The sequence below is a fragment of the Actinomycetospora sp. CA-101289 genome (genome assembly GCF_050955895.1).
Lineage (GTDB): Bacteria > Actinomycetota > Actinomycetes > Mycobacteriales > Pseudonocardiaceae > Actinomycetospora.
The window spans coordinates 335,541-356,539 of sequence record NZ_CP192093.1 but is presented as its reverse complement, the minus strand read 5'-3'; the positions used below and the strand labels follow the sequence as shown (position 1 = coordinate 356,539).

General features: G+C 74.8%; 21 protein-coding genes and 1 pseudogene. 9 read left to right on the top strand and 13 right to left on the bottom strand.

Going from position 1 to position 20,999, the window contains the following annotated elements:
* Position 1: 1 nt before the first annotated feature.
* Positions 2-757 (top strand): decaprenylphospho-beta-D-erythro-pentofuranosid-2-ulose 2-reductase, encoded by a 756-nt coding sequence (locus ACQPX6_RS01700; protein ID WP_433785005.1) that lies wholly within the window; start codon positions 2-4, stop codon positions 755-757.
* Here the strand turns inward: ACQPX6_RS01700 and ACQPX6_RS01695 are convergent.
* Genes ACQPX6_RS01695 through ACQPX6_RS01665 form a run of 7 tightly spaced genes read right to left on the bottom strand, consistent with a single transcriptional unit; the run spans position 754 to position 7,194 of the window.
* Positions 754-1,416, bottom strand: coding sequence for a class II aldolase/adducin family protein (locus ACQPX6_RS01695; protein ID WP_433785003.1), 663 nt, complete (start codon positions 1,414-1,416; stop codon positions 754-756). The two genes, ACQPX6_RS01700 and ACQPX6_RS01695, sit on opposite strands and share 4 nt — an antisense overlap.
* Complete coding sequence (locus ACQPX6_RS01690; RefSeq protein ID WP_433785002.1) at positions 1,410-1,619, bottom strand: SDR family oxidoreductase; 210 nt, start codon at positions 1,617-1,619, stop codon at positions 1,410-1,412. The genes ACQPX6_RS01695 and ACQPX6_RS01690 overlap by 7 nt, the downstream gene beginning before the upstream one ends.
* The gene (locus ACQPX6_RS01685) at positions 1,616-3,139 is read right to left on the bottom strand and encodes an FGGY family carbohydrate kinase (RefSeq protein WP_433785001.1); all 1,524 of its coding nucleotides are present in this window, start codon (positions 3,137-3,139) and stop codon (positions 1,616-1,618) included. Before ACQPX6_RS01685 ends, ACQPX6_RS01690 begins: the two co-directional genes overlap by 4 nt.
* Positions 3,136-4,206: a 2-hydroxyacid dehydrogenase gene (locus tag ACQPX6_RS01680; protein ID WP_433785000.1), complete on the bottom strand. Its 1,071-nt coding sequence runs from the start codon at positions 4,204-4,206 to the stop codon at positions 3,136-3,138. The genes ACQPX6_RS01685 and ACQPX6_RS01680 overlap by 4 nt, the downstream gene beginning before the upstream one ends.
* On the bottom strand, positions 4,203-4,676 hold the full coding sequence (locus ACQPX6_RS01675) for an RpiB/LacA/LacB family sugar-phosphate isomerase (RefSeq protein ID WP_433788164.1): 474 nt from the start codon (positions 4,674-4,676) through the stop codon (positions 4,203-4,205). The genes ACQPX6_RS01680 and ACQPX6_RS01675 overlap by 4 nt, the downstream gene beginning before the upstream one ends.
* Positions 4,677-4,681: 5 nt before the next feature.
* Positions 4,682-6,475 (bottom strand): dihydroxyacetone kinase family protein, encoded by a 1,794-nt coding sequence (locus ACQPX6_RS01670; protein WP_433784999.1) that lies wholly within the window; start codon positions 6,473-6,475, stop codon positions 4,682-4,684.
* Entirely contained in the window at positions 6,472-7,194 is a 723-nt protein-coding gene (locus tag ACQPX6_RS01665) for an HAD family hydrolase (protein WP_433784998.1), read from the bottom strand. The genes ACQPX6_RS01670 and ACQPX6_RS01665 overlap by 4 nt, the downstream gene beginning before the upstream one ends.
* 142 nt (positions 7,195-7,336) lie before the next feature.
* Here ACQPX6_RS01665 and ACQPX6_RS01660 point away from each other — a divergent pair, with 142 nt between their 5' ends.
* The 4 genes from ACQPX6_RS01660 to ACQPX6_RS01645 are packed head-to-tail and all read left to right on the top strand — an operon-like array spanning position 7,337 to position 11,707.
* Positions 7,337-8,146, top strand: coding sequence for a DeoR/GlpR family DNA-binding transcription regulator (locus tag ACQPX6_RS01660; protein WP_433784997.1), 810 nt, complete (start codon positions 7,337-7,339; stop codon positions 8,144-8,146).
* A 56-nt stretch (positions 8,147-8,202) separates the two neighbouring features.
* Positions 8,203-9,573: an MFS transporter gene (locus ACQPX6_RS01655; protein WP_433784995.1), complete on the top strand. Its 1,371-nt coding sequence runs from the start codon at positions 8,203-8,205 to the stop codon at positions 9,571-9,573.
* A 26-nt stretch (positions 9,574-9,599) separates the two neighbouring features.
* Positions 9,600-11,099, top strand: coding sequence for an FGGY-family carbohydrate kinase (locus tag ACQPX6_RS01650; protein ID WP_433784994.1), 1,500 nt, complete (start codon positions 9,600-9,602; stop codon positions 11,097-11,099).
* Positions 11,096-11,707: a histidine phosphatase family protein gene (locus tag ACQPX6_RS01645; protein ID WP_433784993.1), complete on the top strand. Its 612-nt coding sequence runs from the start codon at positions 11,096-11,098 to the stop codon at positions 11,705-11,707. Before ACQPX6_RS01650 ends, ACQPX6_RS01645 begins: the two co-directional genes overlap by 4 nt.
* A 13-nt stretch (positions 11,708-11,720) precedes the next feature.
* Here the strand turns inward: ACQPX6_RS01645 and ACQPX6_RS01640 are convergent, their stop codons facing one another.
* Complete coding sequence (locus ACQPX6_RS01640) at positions 11,721-13,100, bottom strand: acyltransferase family protein (RefSeq protein WP_433784992.1); 1,380 nt, start codon at positions 13,098-13,100, stop codon at positions 11,721-11,723.
* Positions 13,101-13,471: 371 nt separating this feature from the next.
* On the opposite strand from ACQPX6_RS01640, the gene ACQPX6_RS01635 reads away from it, so the two are divergent.
* Entirely contained in the window at positions 13,472-15,715 is a 2,244-nt protein-coding gene (locus ACQPX6_RS01635) for a hypothetical protein (protein ID WP_433784990.1), read from the top strand.
* A gap of 259 nt (positions 15,716-15,974) precedes the next feature.
* Positions 15,975-16,100, top strand: a pseudogene (locus tag ACQPX6_RS01630) (GNAT family N-acetyltransferase); the annotation flags it as partial.
* A gap of 109 nt (positions 16,101-16,209) precedes the next feature.
* Here ACQPX6_RS01630 and mscL read toward each other — a convergent pair.
* The 3 genes from mscL to ACQPX6_RS01615 form a co-directional block, all read right to left on the bottom strand.
* Positions 16,210-16,659 (bottom strand): large conductance mechanosensitive channel protein MscL, encoded by a 450-nt coding sequence (mscL, locus tag ACQPX6_RS01625; RefSeq protein ID WP_433788163.1) that lies wholly within the window; start codon positions 16,657-16,659, stop codon positions 16,210-16,212.
* Between the two features lie 301 nt (positions 16,660-16,960).
* Positions 16,961-17,275, bottom strand: coding sequence for a hypothetical protein (locus ACQPX6_RS01620; RefSeq protein ID WP_433784988.1), 315 nt, complete (start codon positions 17,273-17,275; stop codon positions 16,961-16,963).
* A 202-nt stretch (positions 17,276-17,477) separates the two neighbouring features.
* Positions 17,478-17,795 (bottom strand): hypothetical protein, encoded by a 318-nt coding sequence (locus ACQPX6_RS01615; protein WP_433784986.1) that lies wholly within the window; start codon positions 17,793-17,795, stop codon positions 17,478-17,480.
* A gap of 323 nt (positions 17,796-18,118) precedes the next feature.
* On the opposite strand from ACQPX6_RS01615, the gene ACQPX6_RS01610 reads away from it, so the two are divergent.
* On the top strand, positions 18,119-19,453 hold the full coding sequence (locus ACQPX6_RS01610) for an MFS transporter (RefSeq protein WP_433784984.1): 1,335 nt from the start codon (positions 18,119-18,121) through the stop codon (positions 19,451-19,453).
* A 20-nt stretch (positions 19,454-19,473) separates the two neighbouring features.
* On the opposite strand, the gene ACQPX6_RS01605 is transcribed toward ACQPX6_RS01610, so the two are convergent.
* A complete protein-coding gene (locus ACQPX6_RS01605) occupies positions 19,474-19,737 on the bottom strand; it encodes a hypothetical protein (RefSeq protein WP_433784983.1) in 264 nt (87 codons plus the stop codon).
* Positions 19,738-19,771: 34 nt separating this feature from the next.
* Here ACQPX6_RS01605 and ACQPX6_RS01600 point away from each other — a divergent pair, with 34 nt between their 5' ends.
* Positions 19,772-20,209, top strand: coding sequence for a hypothetical protein (locus ACQPX6_RS01600; protein ID WP_433784981.1), 438 nt, complete (start codon positions 19,772-19,774; stop codon positions 20,207-20,209).
* A 123-nt stretch (positions 20,210-20,332) separates the two neighbouring features.
* Here the strand turns inward: ACQPX6_RS01600 and ACQPX6_RS01595 are convergent, their stop codons facing one another.
* Entirely contained in the window at positions 20,333-20,932 is a 600-nt protein-coding gene (locus tag ACQPX6_RS01595; RefSeq protein ID WP_433784980.1) for a DinB family protein, read from the bottom strand.
* Between the last annotated feature and the right edge of the window lie 67 nt (positions 20,933-20,999).

The following is a 20,999-nucleotide window of genomic DNA, read 5'->3' as shown; positions in this document are numbered from 1 at the left end:
CATGATCGACGCCGTCGGCCACCCGACGTCCCTGCTGCTCCTGGGCGGCACGTCCGAGATCGGCCTCGCGATCGCCGAGCGCTACCTCACCGGCGGTCCGGTGCGCGTGGTGCTGGCCGGTCGCCAGTCGCCGCGTCTCGCCGACGCCGCCGCCCGCCTCACCCGCGCCGGCGCGACGGTGGAGACCGTCGAGTTCGACGCCCGCGACGCCGCGGTGCACACCGAGGCCGTCCGCAAGGCGTTCGCCGGCGGCGACATCGACGTCGCCGTGGTGGCGTTCGGGCTGCTCGGCGACCAGGAGAAGGCCTGGCAGGACATCGACGTCGCCGTCGAGCTCGCCGAGGTCAACTACGTGGCGACCGTGTCGGTGGGCGTCGCGCTGGCCGCCGAGTTCCGGTCGCAGGGCCACGGGCGGATCGTCGCCCTGTCGAGCGTGGCCGGGGAGCGCGCGCGGCGCTCGAACTTCGTCTACGGCTCCACCAAGGCCGGCATGGACGCCTTCTACACCGGGCTCACCGAGGCCCTGCGCGGCGACGGGATCGGCGTGACGATCGTGCGCCCCGGCTTCGTGCACTCGAAGATGACCGCCGGGATGGACCCCGCCCCGCTCTCGACCACGCCGGAGAAGGTCGCCGAGATCGCCGTCGACGCCGTCACCAAGGGCAAGGAGCTGGTCTGGGCGCCGGCCCCGCTGCGCGCGGTGATGTCGGTGCTGCGCCACATCCCGCGCCCGGTCTTCCGGCGCCTGCCCGTCTAACGACCCGGCGTCTGCCCATACCCGGCGAGCCGGCGGGCGACGTCGGCGACCTGGTCGTCGGAGAGCTCACGCGGCGACCCCACGGCCGCCGCGCGCAGCCACACGTCACACAGCCACTCCAGGTGGCGGGCGCCGACGTCGGCGACCGCGAGGGTGTCGGCGAGGACGAGCGTGCCGTGGTGGCGCATCACCGCCGCGGTCCGGTCGGTGAGCGCGGCCGAGACGTTCGCGGCGAGCTCGTCGGTGCCGAACGGCGCGTAGTCGGCCACCGCGACCCGGCCGCCGAAGATCGCGGTCTGGTAGTGCACGAGCGGCACGTCGTCGCGCAGCAGCGACAGCGCCACCGCCGCGGCGGAGTGGGTGTGCACGACCGCGCGCGCGTCGTGGCGGCGGTGGCAGAGCAGGTGCAGCGGCAGCTCGCTGGTGGGCTTGAGGTGCCCGTCGACGACGGTGCCGTCGAGGTCGACGAGCACGACGTCCTCGGGGGCCATCGCCGCGTAGTCGACGCCCGAGGGCGTCACCGCGACCATCTCGCCCACCCGGGCCGAGAGGTTGCCGGCTGTGCCCACCACGAGGCCGTCGGCCACGAGCCGCCGCGCGTGGTCGACGATCGCGGCGCGGGTGGACGCGAGCTCGCCCGCGTCGACCCCGTTCACCACCCGGTGAACCCGCCGTCGGCGAGCAGGTCGGTGCCGGTCACGTAGGACGCGGCGTCGGAGAGCAGGAAGACGACCGGCCCGACGAGGTCGTCCGGGGTCCCCATGCGGCCCATCGGGGTCTCACGGGCGACGCGCTGGCCGATGCCGCTGCCGCCCCCGGTCACGAGCACGGTGCGGTCGGTGAGGCCGAACAGCGCGCTCATGCCGGGGTCACCTCCGGGCGGACGGGGCCGGGCTCGGGCCCGCGGCGGAAACCCTCGGCCTGGCGGGCCCAGAAGTCGCGGGCGGTGTCGACGTGCGCGCGGTAGCGCAGGTAGCCGTCGGCGTAGCGCTGCCGGGCGTGGTTCGACGGCTCGACGACGCGGGACGGGGCCGCCCAGGCGGCGGGGTCGAGGTCGTCGCCGAGCGCGCGGGCCGCGGTCACCGCGGCGCCCCGCGTGCCGAGGCCCGGGTCGTCGGGCACCACGAGCGGGCGGTCGAGGACGTCGGCGAAGATCTGCGCCCACGGTCCGGAGCGCGAGCCGCCGCCGCACGCCACGAGGCGGCCCTCGCCGTCGGCCGAGGACGAGGCGCGCTCGAAGCAGTGCTTGGCGGTGTAGGCGATGCCCTCGCACACCGCGCGGACGACGTCGCCGCGGCTCGTGCTCAGCGTGACGCCCTCGATCTGACCGCGGGCGCGGGTGTCGACGAACGGCGCCCGCTCCCCCGACGCCGACAGGAACGGCAGCGCCGAGACCCCGCCCGCGCCGGGCGCGGTGCCGGCCAGCAGGTCGCCGAGGGCGTCGATGCCGACGCCCATGAAGTCGAGCAGCCAGTCCAGCCCGGCGGTGCCGACCATCGCCGGCATCGCCCGCAGCCACACGCCCTCCTCGGGCGTGCACAGCCACATCCCGGCCGGCTCGGGGACGACGTCGGGGTCGACGCGGTCGGTGAAGACCTCGCAGGCCAGCGTGGTGCCGATGATCAGCAGGCCGTCGCCCGGGGTGGAGAGCCCGGCGCCGACGGCGCAGGCCGGCAGGTCGAACGGTCCTCCGGTGACCGGCGTGCCCTCGGGCAGCCCCGTGATCTCCGCGCCGCGGCGGTCCAGCGCGAACACCGCGTGCGAGGGCGCCGGCTCGGCCAGCAGACCGCGGCGGTGCTCGAGGCCGCAGGCGGCGAGCGCGCCGTCGTCGTAGCGCCGCGACACCACGTCGAGGAACGGCAGCGAGGCGTCGGAGGCGTCGACGGTGATGACGCCGGTGAGCCGCTGCACGAGCGCGTCGACGCAGTAACCGGCGACGGCGGCGCGCTCGAGCGATTCCGGCTCGTCGCGCTCCAGCGCGGTGAGCAGCGGGGCGTGGCAGCCGGGGAAGAGCCCGGTGCCGGTGCGCCGGTAGACCTCGGCGACGGTGCCGTCGTCCTGCCAGCGCCGGACCACGTCGCCGGCGCGGTCGTCGAGCCACGAGATCGGCGGGCGCACCGCCATCCCGTCGGCGTCGCGCAGCCACAGCCCGTCGCCCTGGCCGGTGAGCGCCAGCGCGCGCACGGGCCGGTCGACCTCCGCGACCACGCGGCGGATGACGTCGGCGACCGAGGCGACGACGTCCTCCAGGTCCTGCTCCACCCGGCCGTCGGGGTACTGCTCGAGGCGCGACGCCCGCTCGGCCGAGGCGAGCTTGCGCCCGTCGTCGTCGTAGGCGTCGGCCTTGGTCATCGACGTGCCGACGTCCACCCCGACGATCACGACGCCACCCCCTGGGCGTTCCGGGCCGTCTCGTTCGCCGGGTGGCACACCGCCTCGCCGCGCAGGAACCGGCCGGCCTCGCCGGCGGCGATGGCGGCCGCGCGGTGCGCGGTCTGGCGCGTGGCCCCGGCGAGGTGCGGGGTGGCGACGACGTTGGGCGCGTCGCGCAGCGGCCAGTCCTCCGGTGGCGGCTCCACGTCGAAGACGTCGAGCGCCAGCCCGCCGAGGCGCCCGGAGCGCAGGGCCTCGGGCAGGGGGGCGTGGTCGAGCAGGCCGCCGCGTGCCGTGTTGACCAGCACCGCGCCGTCGGGCATGAGGTCGAGCTCGCGGGCGCCGATCATGCCCCGGGTCTCGTCCGACAGGCGGGCGTGCAGGCTGACCACGCTCGACGCGCGCAGCAGCTCGTCGAGCTCGACCAGCCGGACGCCGTCGGTCTCGGCGGTGGCGCGGTCGGTGTAGGGGTCGGCGACGAGCACGGTCGCCCCGAACGCGCGCAGCACCCGGGCCACGATGCGCCCGATCGCGCCGTAGCCGACGAGCCCCACCGTCGCCCCGTCGAGCTCCAGGCCGGCCTCGTCGTAGTCGTAGAAGTCGCCGCGCCAGCGCCCCTCGCGCAGCTCGGCGGCGGCCAACGGGATGCGGCGCAGCGCGGCGAGCGCCATGCCCACCGCGTACTCGGCGGCGGCCGCGGCGTTGCGCCCGGGGGCCTGGGTCACGGCGACGCCGGCGCGGTCGGCCGCGGCGAGGTCGACGTTCACGGGGCCGCCGCGGCAGACCGCGACCATCTCCAGCGCGGGGCTGGCGTCGAAGACGCGGGCGGTGAAGGGCGCCATCTGGGTCAGGCAGACCCGCACGCCGTCGAGGGCGGCGACGAGGTCGTCCTCGGTGCCCGAGGCCTCCTCGACCCGTGAGTCGCCGGTGCCGACCGGGCCGAAGGGCTCGGTGGGCCAGCCCGCGGTGAGGTGGGTGACGTCGAGGTCGCCGGGCAGGCCCGGCTCGCCCCGCAGGGCGGTGTCGAAGAGCCGGGGGGCGACGAAGTGGTCGCCCGCGGCGAGCACACGGGTCACGGCAGGTCCTTCCCGGTCCGCTGCTGCTCGTACTCGGTGATGTGGGCGACCTTCTCGGCGGAGGCCGAGGCGGGGTCGAAGGTGTAGCCGAGCCAGTCGTCGACGATCTTCTTGGCCAGCTCCGCCCCGATCACCCGCCCGCCCAGGCACAGCACCTGGCAGTCGTTGGACTTGATCGAGCGCTCCACCGAGTACGGGTCGTAGGCCACGGTGGCGCGGACGCCCTCGACCTTGTTGGCCGTGATCGCCATGCCGATCCCGGTCCCGCAGCAGAGCACGGCCCGGTCCACCCGGCCGTCGGCCACCGCCTTCGCCGCCTCGAGCCCGAGCAGCGGGTAGGCGCGCTCGTCGCCGTCGTCCGGCACCCCGAAGTCGGTCACCTCGGCGACCCGGTCGTCGGCCCGCATCGCCTCGGCGAGGATGTCCTTGAGGACCACGCCGGCGCTGTCGGCCGCCACGGCCACCTTCATCCCGGTCACGTCCTGCCTCCTTGTCGTCTGCAGCGCTCGGCGACGACCGCGCCGGCCGCCACGAGCATGTGGGCGAGCGAGGTCGCGCCCGGGTCGGGACTGCCGCGACCCCGCTCGCCGCCCAGTCGTGCCGCGCGACCGACGACGGCGTCGAGGTCGGCGGTGTCGGCCGCGGCCCGGCGCGCCCGCGCGGCCGCGGCGCCGAACCCGTCGGCGACCCCCTCGCCGCGCTCGACGGCCGCGCGCAGCTCGCCGGTGAAGGCGGCCAGCGCGTCGACCATGGTCTTGTCGCCGGGCCGCGCGCCGCCCAGCTCGGTCACCGCGTGCTGGGCGGCGTCGACGGCGTCGGCCAGCGCGGGGAGGTCGACGGTGACCTCGCCGAGCGCCTGCAGCCGGCCGCCGGTCTCGGTGAGCAGCACCCCGTACAGCGCGCCGGACGCGCCCCCGGCGGCGTCGGCGAGCGCCGTGCCCGCGGCGAGCAGGGCCGTGCCGACGTCGGACGCCGTGTCACCGGTCGCCCCGCTGGTGCGCGCGGCCGCGACGGCGCCGCGCATCCCGCGCACGATGCCCTGGCCGTGGTCGCCGTCGGCGGCGACCGCGTCCAGCCGGCCGAGCTCGTCCTCGTGCTCGACCACGGCCTCGAGGGCGGCGGTCAGCGCGGCGGCGGCGATCCCGCCGGCCGCGGGGTCGGTCTCCTCGAGGGGCGGCGCGACCGACGGCGTGCGCCGCTCGGCCTCCGGGACGTCCTCGGGGGCCGGTCCCTCGCCGGCCAGCGTGCCGCCGGCCGCGAGCCGGAAGCCCGGCGTCTCGCAGGGCGCGTCGTAGAGCTCGGCGAGCTCGGCGTCCAGCGGCATGAGGGTCAGCGACAGCCCCGCCATGTCCATGGAGGTGACGAACTCGCCGACCTCGGGGCGGTGCGGCCGGAGCCCGGCGCCGAGCAGCCGTTCGTGGACGCGGCCGTAGATGACGAAGAGGTCCTCGTACGGCGTGCTCCCGAGGCCGTTGAGCAGCACCGCCACCCGGCCGTCGCCACCCGCGGGCAGCTGGTCGACGAGCTGGTCGACCAGCGCGTCGGCGAGGTCGTGGGCGTCCATCGCGTCGACGGTGCGCATCCCGGGCTCGCCGTGGATGCCCAGGCCCAGCTCCATCGTGCCGGGCTCGACGGTGAACAGCGGCTCGCGCTGGCCGGGCAGGGTGCAGCCGCCGAAGGCGACGCCGAAGGTGCGGGTCGCGTCGTTGGCGCGCTCGGCCACCGCGGCCACGGCCTCGAGGTCGTCACCGCGCTCGGCGGCGGCGCCGGCCACCTTGAACACGAAGAAGTCGCCCGCCACGCCGCGGCGGGTCTCGCGCCGGTCGTCCGGCCCGCTGGCGACGTCGTCGGTGACCAGCACCGTCCGCGACGGGATGCCCTCGGCGGCGAGCCGGCGCGCGGCGAGCCCGAAGTGCATGACGTCGCCGGAGTAGTTGCCGTAGCTGAACAGCACCCCGGCGCCGCCGTCGACGGCCTTGGCGGTGCGGTACGCCTGCTCCGCGGACGGGCTGGTGAACACGTCCCCGATCACCGCGGCGTCGGCCAGCCCGGGCCCGACCACGCCGGCGAACGCCGGGTAGTGCCCGCAGCCGCCGCCGATGACCACCGCGACCTTGCCCCGGCGCGGCGCGGACCGCGAGATCACCCCGAACGCGTCGGGGGCGCGGCGCACGGTGCGCGAGTAGGCCGCGACCAGGCCGTCGACCCAGCGCGCCTTGAACGTCGCGGCGTCGGTGAGCGTCGCCGGGCCGGACCCCGCGCCGGTCACCGCGCGGCTCCCGAGGCTCCCGTGGTGGCGCCGTCGAGCAGGGCGAGGATCTCGCGGTGCGCGCCGGCCACGCCGTCCGCGACGCGGGTGGCGAGCGCGAGCGCGTCGGGCTTCGGCGGGTAGGTGGGGTTGGGGATGGCGACGACCGTCATGCCGGCGGCGTGGGCGGCGCGCATCCCGTTGCTGGAGTCCTCGACGCCGACGCAGTCGGCGCCGTCCACGCCGAGGCGGCGGGCGGCCTCGAGGTAGACGTCGGGGCTGGGCTTGCCGCGCGCGACCTCGGCGCTGGACACCGTGGCCCCGAAGGACTCGGTGAGCCCGTGGCGCTCGAGCACCGCGTCGATGATGCGGCGCGTCGCCGAGGTCGCGAGGCCGACGGGGACGCGGGCCGCGACCTCGCGGACCATCGCGACCGCGCCGTCGTAGGGCTCCATCCGCCCGGCCCGCAGCGCGCCGATCATGTCGTCGACGACCGCGCGCTCCACGGTCGCGGCGTCCTCGGCGTTGCCGACCCGGTCGGCCAGGTACGCCGACCACTCGGTCGCGCTCATGCCCTGGACGTGGCCGGTGTCCTCCGGGGTCCAGGTGGCCGAGAACCGGGCCGCGTACCGGGTCCAGAACTCCTCCCAGAGGTGCTCGCTCTCGAGCAGCACCCCGTCGAGGTCGAAGACCACGGCGGCGGGACCGGTCCGGTCCGGGGTGGGCGGGTGAGCAGTCATCGATCTCCTCCCAGCGACCATGGGAAATTAACATCGCCTCTGTGATCAACAGAAGGGCGGATCGTGGTCCACGGCACACCGCCCGGTGGAACTACCCGGTCGTCGGCACCGGCGACCGGACCGGTGGGCGAAGCTGGCCGGTGTGAGCCCGCCGCCCCCCAGCCGCGCCGTCCATCCCCGGACCACCCGGCAGCAGCGCATCGCCGACCACGTCCTGGCCGTCGGGTCGGCGACCGCGGCCGAGCTGGTGGACCTCACCGGCGTGAGCCTGATGACCGTGCACCGCGACGTGGACGAGCTGGCCCGGCGGGGGCTGGTGCGCCGCTACCGCGGCGGCGTCTCGGCCCAGCCGACGTCGGTGTTCGAGTCCCACTCCGAGTACCGCCGCACCGTGCACCGCTCCGAGAAGGCGGCGGTGGCCGCGGCCGCGCTCCCCCTGGTGGAGCCCGGGTCGTCGATCATGGTGGACGACTCGACGACCGCGCTCGCACTGGTGGAGCTGCTGGACGCGGTCGGCCCGCTGACCGTCGTGACGAACTACCTGCCGGCCCTCGAGCTGCTCAAGGAGATGCCCGAGGTGCGCCTGATCGCCCTCGGCGGCGACTACTCGCGCACCCACGACTCGTTCGGCGGGATCGGCTGCACGGAGTCGATCGCGCGGATGTCGGTGGACGCCGCGTTCGTGTCGACCTCGTCGATGACCGGGTCGATGACCTACCACCAGGAGCAGGACATCGTCCTGGTCAAACGGGCCATGCTCGGCGCCGCCGCGCGCTCGGTGCTGCTCATGGACGCGAGCAAGGCCCCGCGGCGCGCGCTGCACCAGCTCTGCCCCCTCGAGGAGTTCGACACCCTCGTCGTCGACGACGGCGTCAGCGAGGAGCTGCTGGCCGAGATGCGCGAGCACGTCGACGTCACCGTGGCGCACCGGGATCCCACAAGACTCTTGTGAACTTAGCACCGTCCCTGTTAGTTGTGATGAGCCGCACACGACAGGGAGGGCGACCCGTGAGCGAGACCGACGACGCGAACCGCACCGACGCCCGGACGGGGGTGCAGGACGACGGCGCGCCCCGCGTCGGCCTCGAGCGGTGGGGCATCCCGTACCCGCTGCGCTGGGGCTTCGTCGGGGTGCTGATCTTCATGATCGGCGACGGCGTCGAGACCAGCTTCCTGTCGTCGTTCCTGGCCAGCCCCAGCGGCGGCGGGCTCGACGGCACCCAGGCCTCGTTCGCCACCGTGACGCTCTACGGCGTCGCCGCGCTGATCGCCTCGTGGTTCTCGGGGACGCTCTCGGCGATCTGGGGCCCGCGGCGGGTGATGTGGCTCGGCGCGGGCATCTGGATCGTCTTCGAGATCCTCTTCCTGTTCGTGGCCATCCCGGCCGGGAGCGCGCCGCTGATCATCACCGTCTACGCCGTGCGCGGCCTGGCCTACCCGCTGTTCGCGTTCGCGTTCCTGGTGTGGGTCCAGACGATCGCGCGCCCGCAGATGCGCGGCTCGGCCGCCGGCTGGTTCTGGTTCGCCTTCACCGGCGGCCTGCCCACCCTCGGCGCCGCGGTCGCCGCGATCTGCGTGGGCCCGCTGGGCATCAGCGAGTACGGCACGCTCGTGCTGTCGCTGGTCGTCGTGGCCGTCGGTGCCGCCATCGGCTGCTTCGCGGTCACCGAGCCGCAGGGCCTCCAGCCCATCGCCGACGAGACCGTCGCGCACCCGCGCAGCCTGCGCCGCCTCACCGAGGGCATCGACATCCTCTGGCGCGACAAGCGCACCATCGCCGGCTTCTTCGTCCGCCTGGTCAACACCGCGCCGCAGTACGGCTTCTTCGCGATGTTCCCCTTCGTCTTCGGCCCGGACACCCCCGGCGGCGGGTTCCTCACCACCGCCGAGGTCGCGGTGCTCGCCACGGTCACCTACGCGGCGAACATCGGCGCCAACCTGTTCTTCGGCGTCTTCGGCGACCACTTCGGCTGGCGGCGCACGGTGACGGTCTTCGGCTGCCTGGGGTGCGCCGTGGCCGTCCCGCTCTGGTACTTCGTCGCGATCGCCTCGCAGGACTTCCTGGTCACCGCGGTGCTCGGCGCCGTCTACGGCATCGTTCTCGCCGGCTTCGTGCCGCTCTCGGCGCTGATGCCGTCCATGGTGTCGCCTAAGGACAAGGGCGCGGCGCTGGCCATCCTCAACACCGGGGCGGGCGGCGCGGCCCTGCTCGGCCCGCTGACCGTCACGGCGTTCTTCCCGCTGTTCGGCGGTGCCGGTGTGGTCATCGCGTACTGCGTCATGTACCTCGTGGTCGCGGGGGTGTCGCTGGTGATCCGCTCCGAGATCGACCCCGAGGTGGCCCGGCGGGTCCCCGCGGGCAGCACCGCGACCGGCTGACGAGCGCCGAGGACGGACGGAGAGCGATGGACGGTCGGACCTGGATCGGGATCGACCTCGGCACCCAGAGCGTGCGCGCGCTGGCCGTCGCCGACGACGGGACCGTGCGCGCCGCGGCCACCCGCCCGCTGCACAGCCGGCACCCCGCGACCACCGACGGGGAGGTCCGCCACGAGCAGGACCCGGGCGAGTGGACCGCGGCCGTCGACGCCGCGCTCGCCGAGGTGGTGGCGGGCGTCGACCCGGCGGCCGTCGGCGGCCTCGCGGTGGACGCCACCTCGGGCACCGTGGTCCTGACCAGCGAGGACGGGCCACTGACACCGGGCGTCATGTACGACGACGCCCGCGGCAGCCCGCACGTGGAGCGGGTCCGGGAGGTGGGCGCGGAGGTCTGGGACCGCCTCGGCTACCGCGTGGGCGCCAGCTGGGCGCTGCCCACCGTGCTCGCCCTGCTCGAGGAGCACCCCGGCGCCCGCGTCCGCCACCAGACCGACGTCGTCACCGCGCACCTCGTCGGGCACGACGTGCCGACCGACACGAGCACCGCGCTCAAGACCGGCTACGACCTGCTGGCCGACCGGTGGCCGGCCGAGGTGCTCACCGCGCTCGGGATCGACCCCGGCGCGCTGCCCGCCGTCGTCCCGTCCGGCCGGACCCTCGGCGGCCTCGGGCGCGACGCCGCAGCCGCCACCGGCCTGCGCCCGGGCACCCCGGTGCTGGCCGGGACCACCGACGGCTGCGCGGCCCAGTTCGGGGCGGGCGCGGTCCGGCCCGGCGACTGGAACGCCGTGCTCGGGACGACGCTGGTGCTCAAGGGCGTCGCCGACCGGCTGCTGCACGACCCCGCCGGCACCGTCTACTGCCACCGCGACCCGCAGGGCGGCTGGTGGCTGCCCGGCGGGGCGTCGAGCACCGGCGCCGCGGTGCTCGCCCAGCACGTCGAGCCGGCGCGGTTCGACGTCCACACCCGGGCGCTGGCCGCCGGCGGGACCGGCGACCTGCCCGTCGTCTACCCCCTCGCCGGCACCGGCGAGCGCTTCCCGTTCGCCGCGCCCGACGCGGAGGGCTTCTGGCTTGACGGCGACCGGGCCCGTCCCCTCGCCGAGCTCGCCGGCGCGCGGGGCGAGCGCACCGCGTTCGCCGCGCTGGCCGAGGGCGTCGCCTTCGTCGAGCGGCTGTGCTTCGAGCACGTCGCCGGCCTCGGGGCCGACGTCTCCGGGCCGCGCACGATCACCGGCGGGGCCACCCGCAACCCCTGGTGGAACCAGCACCGCGCCGACGTCCTCGGCGTGGCGCTGCACCGCCCCGACCAGGCCGAACCGGCGCTGGGCACCGCGATGCTGGCGCGGGCCGGGGTCGCCGCCGGCGACGGCGAGCCCGACCTGGTCGCCGTGGCCGGGGAGATGGTCCACGTGGCCGAGGTGCTCGCGCCACGGCACGATCCGGCCATCGAGGAGCGCTACGCGGCGTTCCGGGCCGCGCTGGCCGAGCGCGGCTGGATCGGCCCGCCCGGGGAGGACACGTGACCGAGCTGGTGCTGGTGCGCCACGGCGAGACCGTGTGGCACAGCGACCGCTACGCGGGCCGCTCCGACGTCCCGCTCACCCCGCGCGGGCAGGAGCAGGCGGAAGAGCTCGCCCGGTGGGCGGCCGGGGCGGGCCTCGACGCGGTGCTGACCTCGCCGCTGCGCCGGGCCCGCGAGACCGCGTCGGCGGCGGCCGAGGCCGCGGGGCTGGCCTACCGGGTCGACGAGCGCCTCGTGGAGGTGGACTTCGGCAAGGCCGACGGGCACACCCGCGAGGAGACCTCCGAGGAGTACCCCGACGCGGTGGCCGCGTTCCTGCGCCGGCCCGCGAGCGCGCCGCTGCCCGGGGGCGAGCCGGGCGCCGACGCCGTCGCGCGCGCCGCCCCGGTGCTCGCCGAGGCCGCGGCCGCCCACCCCGACGGCCGGGTCCTCGTCGTGGCCCACCAGACGCTGCTGCGCCTGCTGCTGTGCTCGATGCTCGGGCTCCCGCTCGACCACTACCGCGCGGTGTTCCCGCGGCTGGAGAACGCCGCGCGCACGGTCGTCCGGCCCGCCGCCGACGGCCCGGCGGCGCTGCTGACGCTCAACGACCTCGGCGGCCCGCGGTAGGCCTCGAGCCCTCTCAGGCCGCGCGCAGCGACGGGGTGGTGGCCGTCGTCGGCCGGACGGCGTGGCTGCCCCCACGCCGCCCGACCGCCCGGTGACCGGAGGGCGGGGTGACCTCCGGACGCCGGGTCTCCGCGAGGCCGCGGCGCACGCCACCCCGGCGCCGCGACGGGTCCCGGTCCCGCATCCAGGCCTGCGCAGGCTCCTCGACCCAGCGGTACGCCAGGTGCGCGAGCACCAGGGACGCGACCGCGAGGTGGGGCACGAGCAGGGCGGCCGCCGCCGTGTCCGGGGCGAGCGCGGGGATGCGGGTCATGGCGACGAGCGCCATCTCGATCAGGGGGAAGTGCACGAGGTAGAGCGCGTAGGAGATGCGCCCGCCGTGGCGCAGGCGCGCGCCGCCCAGGGCGCGGGCCACCGGTCCGTCGGTGAGCGCCAGCGCGCCCAGCAGCACGGGCATCAGCGGCGCGGCGAGGAAGACGCGGGCGTCGGCGGCGAACGCGGCGGTGGGCGGCGCGGTGGCGGCCCAGTAGACGACCAGGACGATTTCGCCGATCGCCACGAGCAGCACCCGGTGGGCCCAGCGCGAGACCGCCGCCGTCAGCGGGACCCGGCGCACGACGAGCCACGTCAGCACCCCGGCAGAGAAGCCGGCGACGAGGCGCACGGCCCAGAACCCGTCGAACGAGCCGCCGAAGGCACCGCGGACCGCGACGAGGGCCGTCGGCGAGGCGGCGAGGACCGCGAGCACGGCGAGCAGGGGGCGCGGCCAGCCGCGCACCAGCCAGGCGGCGCCGGCGAGCAACGGGAAGGCCAGGTAGGCGGCCCACTCGGCGCTGATCGACCACGCCGGCAGGACGAACGACACGCCGTCGATGCCGCCGGAGCCCCACATCTGCGTCATCGTCAGCTGGCGCAGCCAGCTCAGGGGGTCCAGGCCGGGCTGGGTGCCCTGCCACGTGATCACACCGTCGCTCCCCAGGACGGCGCGCGCGGCGCACCACAGCCCGACCAGGACCACCACGACCGCGTAGAGCGGCCAGACACGGGCCACGCGGGCCCAGACGAAGCCCAGCGCCTGCCGCGGGCCGGGGGCACCACGCCACCGGTCGAGGTAGGAGCGGGCGAGCAGGAAACCGGAGAGGGCGAAGAACAGGTCGACGCCCAGCGTCCCGGCCCTGACCAGCGGCGCCACGGGGGCGAACCAGCCGGCGTAGCCGGAGACGGGCAGGAAGCTCAGGTGGTGCAGCAGCACCCAGACCGCGGCGACCGCGCGCAGCCCGGTCAGGGCCGGCAGCTCGACGGTGACGGCCCGGGTGCGGGTGGACGTCGGGCGGGGCGCGGCGGCGCCTCGCGGCGCCGGGATGTCGTGGTCCTGCCCCACCACCGTCCGCACCGCGCCTCCCCCGACGTCCACCACCAGGGCCGCGTTCCGACCCTCGACCTGGTTAACGGCTCCGAGTGGCCGTCTCCTGATACTCCGATCGGTGGATTGGGGTGGACCGCCGTTCGATCCGGGAGCGTGTGCACGCGTGGGGTCGCTCTCCGTCACCGCGCCTCGATCGGAGCAGTCACCGCCGAGTGGCGGTGACACCGGGTCGAGGGTGTGTCGGCCGAGGCCTGCCGCCGACCGGGACGGACCCGCCGGACGAGGACCCTCCGTGCTCGGCTCGTCGCCGCACCGGACCCGCGGGGAGGGGCGTCCGCCCGGTGGTTACGGTGCGGTGACGGCGGAGGGGACGTCGGCTGTGGCCAGGGGGAAACGCGATGACGACGCTGGAACACGACCACGCCCGGGACCCGGAGACCGAGCTCGGGAGCGGGCCGTCGGCCGGCACGGGGGCGCCGGAGTCCGGCCGGAAGGGCGCTCGGCTGCGTTCCCTGGCCCCGAGGATCGACGTCGCGGCCTGGGGCGTCGGGGCGCTCGCGCTGGCGGTGTCGCTCGGCTTCCTGGTCCTCAACGCCGCGTACAACCAGGGCCGGTTCTCGCCGCCCCTCGACGACGTCTACATCCATCTGCAGTACGCGCGGCAGATCGGCCTCGGCCACTTCCTGCAGTACCAGGACGGCATGCCGCCGAGCACCGGCGCCAGCAGCCTGCTCTACGTGCTCGTCCTCGGGGCCGCCTTCGCGCTCGGGGCCCAGAGCGGCCTGCTGCTCTACGCCGCGGTGGCGTTCGGCGTCGCGTGCATGGTCGCCACCACCGTGCTGGCCCTGCACCTCGGCCGCAGCGTCGCCTCCCCGGGCGTCGGCATGGCCACGGCGGTGCTCACCGCGCTCTGCGGCCCGCTGCTGTGGGGTGCCACGAGCGGCATGGAGGTCGGCATGGTCGCCGTGCTGGCCGTGGGCACGCTGCTGGCCTTCGTCCGCGAGCAGCCCTCCGGGCGCTTCCGGTCCACGCCGCTGGTGGCCTTGCTCCTCGTGCTGGCGCGGCCCGAGGGCCTGGTGCTGGCGGGGGCCGTGCTGGTCGGCGTCGCGGCGACGCTAGTGCAGGGTCGTCGCCGCGGTCTCCTCACCACGCGCGCCGTGGTCGTCACTGCGGCCTGGTGCGCGCTCCCGCCCGTCGTCGCGCTGGGACAGCGGCTGCTCTACCTGGTGCTGACGGGGTCGTCGGAGAACAACGGCGTCCTCGCGAAATCCTGGCTCCACCAGTTCCTCGGGTCGCCGCTCGAGGTGGTCGACCGCATGGTCACCAACACGCGGGAGGCGGTGGCGACCTACGGCGGCCTCACGGACGACGTGGGGCTCGTGGCGCCGGGGACCCTCCTGCTGGCCGCCCTCGGTCTGGCCGCGCTCGTGCTGGACCGTCCGCGCCACCGCGTGCTGGCCGCCGTGCTCGCGCTGGGCCTCCTCGGGATCGTCGTCGCCGACTCGACGCTCATGACCGCGCTCTGGCAGAACGGGCGGTACATGAGCCCGTTCCTGCCGCTCGTGCTCCTGCTCGTCGTCCTCGGGGTGCGGACCCTCGGACGCGCCGTCCCCGCCGCACCGCAGCGCCGGTCCGTCGTCGTCGCCCTGATCGGGGTCGCGGTCCTGATCGGTGTGGTGTCGGTGCCGACCTGGGCCCTGCGGTCCGCCCAGCAGGGCGCGGGCATCCGGGAGGCGGCCCTGTCACCGGCCCTGTGGCTGCGGGGCAACACGCCGCCCGACGCGCGGATCGCGGTGAACGACGTGGGGGCGACCGCGTACTTCTCCGACCGCGCCGTCGTCGACATGATCGGTCTGACGACGAACGGGCTGGCCGAGCCGTCGGTCGAGGGCACCGGCGCGCTCTACGAGGCCCTCGCCCGGATGCCCGCGGACCAGCGGCCGACGTACTTCTCGGTCTTCACGGAGTTCATGGACGTCGACTTCGAGGACATGTCGGCGGCCGGCGTGCTCTCCGACGAGCCGCTGACCACCTTCCAGACCCGTTCCCCGGTCCGCGACGCCGCTCTCGGCGGGGTGTGCCAGTCGAACGGCGGTTGCACGCAGACCGACGTGTGGACCGCCGACTGGTCGGTGGTGGGCAGCGGCGACCTGCCGGACGTCGCGGTCCCCGGCCGGATCGTCGACCACGTCAACGTGGGCGACCCGGTGGACGAGGCCGCGCACGGCTACGAGGTCGATCGCGCGCTGGTCGGGATGCGTCCGCGGACCATCCTGCGCGGGGAGGACCGCATCGACGGGCGACGGATCGTCGACTCGGGTCGTGAGGTCGAGGGCGGCGAGCACTTCACGCTGCGCGGGCTCACCCCGGGCGTCCCGGTGACCCTCACCACGCGCGTCGAGGCCCGCGAGCCGCTGGCCGACCGCAACACCCAGGCCGGCGTGGTCTCGGTGGGCGTGGACGGGCGGGGCGCCGGCGACTGGGAGTTCGCCACCGACGACCGCTCGTGGGTGCAGGACTCGTTCGTCCTGCCCGGCGAGCTCGTGACGGCCCCCGAGATCACGGTGACGCTCGGCCCGCGCCAGCCCTACCTCCAGCCGTACCCCGACTACCGCTCGTTCTCGTACTGGGCGAGCCAGTAGGACCAAACGGCCTGCGCGCCGTGCTCGAGCGCGAGCTCGGGGGCTACGACCCGCGGCTGCACGCCGACGTCGACGACCTCGCCGGCACGTACCTGGACGCTCCGGGCACGCGCCTGCTCGTGGGCACCGCCGAGGGACCGGACGGACCCGCCGTCGCCGGGACCGCCTCGGTGCGCGCGGGCGGACCGGAGCCCCGCTACGTCCCGTCCTGGCTCGCGCAGCGCTACGAGGGGCGGCGGGTCGGCCAGCTCTGCCGGGTATGGGCGCTCCCGGGCACCGTCGGCGCGGGGTGGGGCGGCTGCTCGCGACCGCGGCCGCGCGGTGGGCGCTCGCCGAGGGCTACGACCCGGTGTGCCTGCACACGAACGCCGCCGTGCCCGGCGCGCTGGCGTTCTGGACGGGTTTCCCCGGCGCGGTGCTCGTGCACGACGCGCGGCCGGACCCGTGGTCGACCGTGCACTTCGAGATCGACCCCACGGCGCTCGAGCCGGAGCTCAGCGGTCCTGGTGGGGGATGCGCCCGCCGGCGCCGCCCGCGGTGCCCCGGCCGTCGGACGGCCCGGAGCGGGCGGCCTGCTCGCGGAGCAGGTCGCGGATCTCGGCGAGGAGCTCGACGTCGGTGGGGTCGGCGGAGCCGGCCTCCTCGCCGCGCCGGCGGCGCTCCTCGACGATCCGCAGCGGCGTGACGACGAAGAAGTAGATGACCAGCGCGGTCAGGCCGAAGGTGATGACCGCGTTGACGAAACTCGCGTAGTCGAAGACGACACCCCGCACCACGAACGATCCGGCGAATTCGCCGCCACCGGAGAACACCTGGATCAGCGGCTTGAGGAACGCATTCGTGAACGCGGTGACGACGGCCGTGAACGCCGCGCCGACGACGACGGCGACCGCGAGATCGACCACGTTGCCGCGGAGGAGGAAATCCTTGAATCCCTTGAGCACGGCGACGGCCTCCGGGTCGAGAGCGGAATTGCGGGCCCGAGGATAGGGCACCGCCCCTCGCACCCGACCCCGAACACGCGCGGGCCCCGGCCCCCGAGGGGAGGCCGGGGTCCAGGGCCCGGTGCAAGGCCCTCCCCCGACGGATGACCTCGCACCGGGGGCCTGTGGCGGCCCCGTGTTCCCGGGGCTCGGGCTGCGCGTGCACCCCGCCTCGGGCCGGCCGGGCCGGTGAGGCGGGGTGCACGAACAGGCGTGGGCGTCGCCGCCGACGCGGGTCGGCGGTTCCGCTCGTCGTCGAGGCCTAGTTGTCGGCCGCGACCTCGTTCTCACAGCTCTTGTTGACGCCGGCGCCCTGCTCGCTGCCGCCGCCGACCGAGCTGAGGATCGGGACGTTCCCGGCGATGTCCTGCACCGGGACCTGGACCCCGAGCACGTTGACCGGCACGTTGTTGCCGCAGGCGTTGATCGGGACGACGGTCTGGGTGTCGTTCAGGTTGACCAGGCCGTGCTGCTCGACGGAGCCGTCACGGTGGCCACCGTCACCGGCGAAGGCGGCACCGGTGGTGGCGGCCAGGCCCGCGCCGATCAGGGCGGTGGCGGTCAGAGAGCGACGCACAAGGTTCACAGCAGGTACTCCTCGCTGGTGGGTCTTCGACCCCGTTCGACGGGATCGTGGAGAGAAACCGAAAAGGGGATGACCGGTGACCGGAGAGCGGGTCGTCCCCTGCTCATCTCCGTGGCCGGCACTCGGGAACCCCGACACCGCGGAACGCGACGGCCTCGTGGGGTGCCGCCGCGGTCCAGGCGCGCTCGCGGCGTCAGTCGTTCTCGGCGGCGACGTCGTTGTCGCAGTTCTTGGCGACGCCCGCGGCCTGCTCGCTGCCGTGCTCGACCGGGCTGAGGACCGGGATCTGGCCCGCGACGTCCTGGATCGGGACCTGGACCCCGAGCACGTTGACGGGCACGTTGTTGTTGCAGGCGTTGACCGGGACGATCGTCTGGGTGTCGTCGACGTTGGCGAGCCCGGTCTGCTCGTCGCCGCCGCGCTCCTGGGCAAGGGCGGCGCCCGGGACGAGGGCACTCATGCCCGCACCCAGCATCGCGGTGGCCAGGACGGTCTTGGCGAATCGCGCCATGTTAGAGCTCCATTCGGGGTCCGATTAGGCCACTTGATGCGGCCCGATGGTCACAATGGCCTAACGGTGAGGGCTCAGCGTGAGATGCGTCCGGACACGGACGGTCACGCGATCGAGTGATCGTCGAGCCGTAACGATCGGGGTACCGACCGTCTGACCTGCACGGACCTGCGAGCGCAGGGGCCGTCCGCGCGCGCCGGGTCGCGGAGTGCACGCCCGCGCCGCCGTCATCGAACGTGGCCCCGCCTCACCCGTGGGCGCGTCGCCGCACAGGTGCGGGAGCAGGACGGCGCCGGGCGGGCGCGACTCGCTACCGTGCGCGCGTGTCGTCACCGACTGCGCCGTCCACCCCGCCGACGGCCCGCATCGGGCGTCCGCTCGCGGCCTGGGCCGCGTGGGACTGGGGCTCCGCCGCGTTCAACCACGTGGTGACGACGTTCGTCTTCACCGTCTACCTGACCGGCTCGGTGGCCGCCGACGAGGCGACCGGGTCGTCGGCGCTGGCCCTGGCGATCACGGTGTCGGGCGTGCTCGTGGCCCTCGTCGCCCCGGTGTACGGGCAGCGCAGCGACGCGGCCGGCGCCGAGGCCGGGCGGCAGCGGCGCCTGGGCGTTCTCACCGCGGTGATCATCGTGTGCACGGCGCTGATGGCCTTCGTCGCGCCGGAGCCCTCCTACCTGTGGTGGGGGCTGCTGCTGCTCGGGGTCGGCACGTTCGCCTACGAGCTCGCGCAGGTCGAGTACAACGCGATGATCTACCGGATCGCGCCGCCCGGGCGGACGGGCCGTGTGTCGGGCATCGGGTGGGCGGCGGGCTACGTCGGCGGCATCGTGCTGCTGCTGCTGAGCTTCGTCCTCTTCCTCTCCGACGCGCCCGTGATCGCGTTCGAGGGCGAGGGCACGGCCGTGCGGGTGGTCGTCGTCCTCGCCGCGGTGTGGTTCGCGGTGTCGACGATCCCGGTGCTGAGGATGCGCTTCCCGTTCCCGCCGCCGCCCGGCGACACCGAGGCCGCGGTGGGGTGGGCCGCGTCGTACAAGCTGCTGTTCCGCCGCCTGGGGCGCCTCTACCGCGACGACCGCCACCTGCTGGGCTTCCTCGTCTCCAGCGCCATCTACCGCGACGGGCTCACCGCGATCTTCACGTTCGGCGGCGTGCTGGCCTCGGGCACGTTCGGGCTCTCCCCGGGCGACGTCATCATCTTCGCGATCGTCGCCAACGTGGTCTCCGCACTGGGCGCGGTGGTGGGCGGCTGGCTCGACGACCGCGTCGGCCCGAAGATCGTCATCGTCGTCTGCCTCGCCGCCCTGGTCGTCACCGCCGGGGTGATGCTGTTCGCCAGCGGGCCGTCGGCGTTCTGGATCGGCGGAACGTTCCTGTCGCTGTTCGTCGGACCGGCGCAGGCGTGCTCGCGGAGCTACCTCGCGCGCGTGGTGCCGCCCGGGCGCGAGGGCGAGCTGTTCGGGCTCTACGCCACCACCGGGCGCGCGGTCAGCTTCCTCGCGCCGGCGATGTTCGCGTTGTTCATCACGGTCTTCGGCGCCCAGCGCTGGGGGATCCTCGGCATCGGGATCGTGCTGCTGCTCGGGCTGGCGGCGTTCCTGCCCGTGCGCGCGGTGGCGGGCAGCGCCGCCGCGGGCGGTGCCGCCGCCCGCGTCTGACCGGCGCGTCCGACCGGCCGTCAGGCCAGGCGGGCGCCCAGCCAGCGGATCAGGCGCGAGCCGAACTCCGCGACGAGCACCCAGAAGACCGCCGCGAGGCCGTCGTTGACCACAGTGGTCAGGATCGGGTCGGACAGCAGGAAGAGGTCGCGGAAGCCCAGGACGACGGTGTCGCTGATGCTGCCGATGACCTGCGCGACCCCGTTGGCCGTGTTGACGCCGACGAACGTGAGGATGATGTCGAGGACGAGGATCGCGGCCAGGGCGTAGCCGACGACCCGCACGACGGTCGCGAGGACGTTCGCGACCTTCCACGCCGTGTCGCCGAGGTTGATCGGCGAGCGGGTCTCGCGGCCGTGCGGGGCCTCGGACTCGTCGCCCTGCTGGTCCTGCTGGCTGTCCTGCTGGTCGCTCTGGCTGTCCTGCTGGGACGACTGGCCGTCGGACGAACTCGAGTCGGAGTTCGAGTCGGAGTCCGAACTCGACTCCTCGGTCGACGAGCTCTCGTTCGACGAGCTCTCGTTCGACGAGTTCTCGTTCGACGAGTTCTCGTTCGACGAGCTCTCGTTCGACGAGCTCTCGTTCGACGATCTCTCGTTCGACGACTTCTCGTCCGTCGAGCTCTCGTCCGACGAGTTCGAGTCCGAGGACTGGGAGCTCGAGGCCCCCGAGTCGTTCGACCCGCTCGACGAGCCGGAGTCGCCCTCGTACCCGGACTGCTCGTTCGGGCCGGCCATCTCGTCGGCCTCGTCCTGACTGGTCTCGGCTCGCGTGTCCGTGCTGTCGGTCCCGGTCTCGACCTCGCCACGCTGCCCGGTCTGCTCCGTCACGCGGGCAGTGTGGCACTACCGCTCGGTAGGGAGCAGACCGGGACGGCGATCACATGGACGTCGCGCCGTCGATGTGCTCTCGGAGCATGTCGGCGTGGCCGGCGTGCTGGGTGGTCTCGGCGATGATGTGCAGCAGCACGCGGCGCACCGACCAGGTGGCGCCCGGCTCGTTCCACGGCGCCGGCGGCAGCTCGTGGCGCACGTTGAGGTCCGGCAACGTCGCCAGCGTGGCCTCGGTCCGTGCCGCGACCTGCTCGTAGTGCGCGATCACGCCCGCGAGGGTCTCCTCGGGCAGCAGCTTGAACTCGTTCTCGCGCTCGACGAGCCAGGCCGGCTTCTCGTCGAGGCTCGCGATCCAGCCCTCGAAGTCGTCGATCGTCATGCCCTCGGGCAGCTCGAAGCCCTCCTCCGCCGAGGCGCCGTGCACCGCGAAGCGCATCCAGCCCTCCTCGACCTCGGCGACGTGCTTGATCAGCCCGCCGAGGCAGAGCTGCGACGCCGTCGGGCGGGACGCGGCCTGCTCGTCGGTGAGGTCGCGGGTGGGGAAGACGATCCAGTGCCGGGCCTGCGCGAGCTCGGCGAGGAGGTCGGCGCGCTCGTCGGCGTCGGTGCTGGTCACGGTGGTCTCCTGCGCGGCGATCGTGGTCATCTCGGGCCTTCCCTCGTCGTCCCTGATGACGTGAACGCTAGAGAGCGAGGCGGACAGGTCCGGTCCG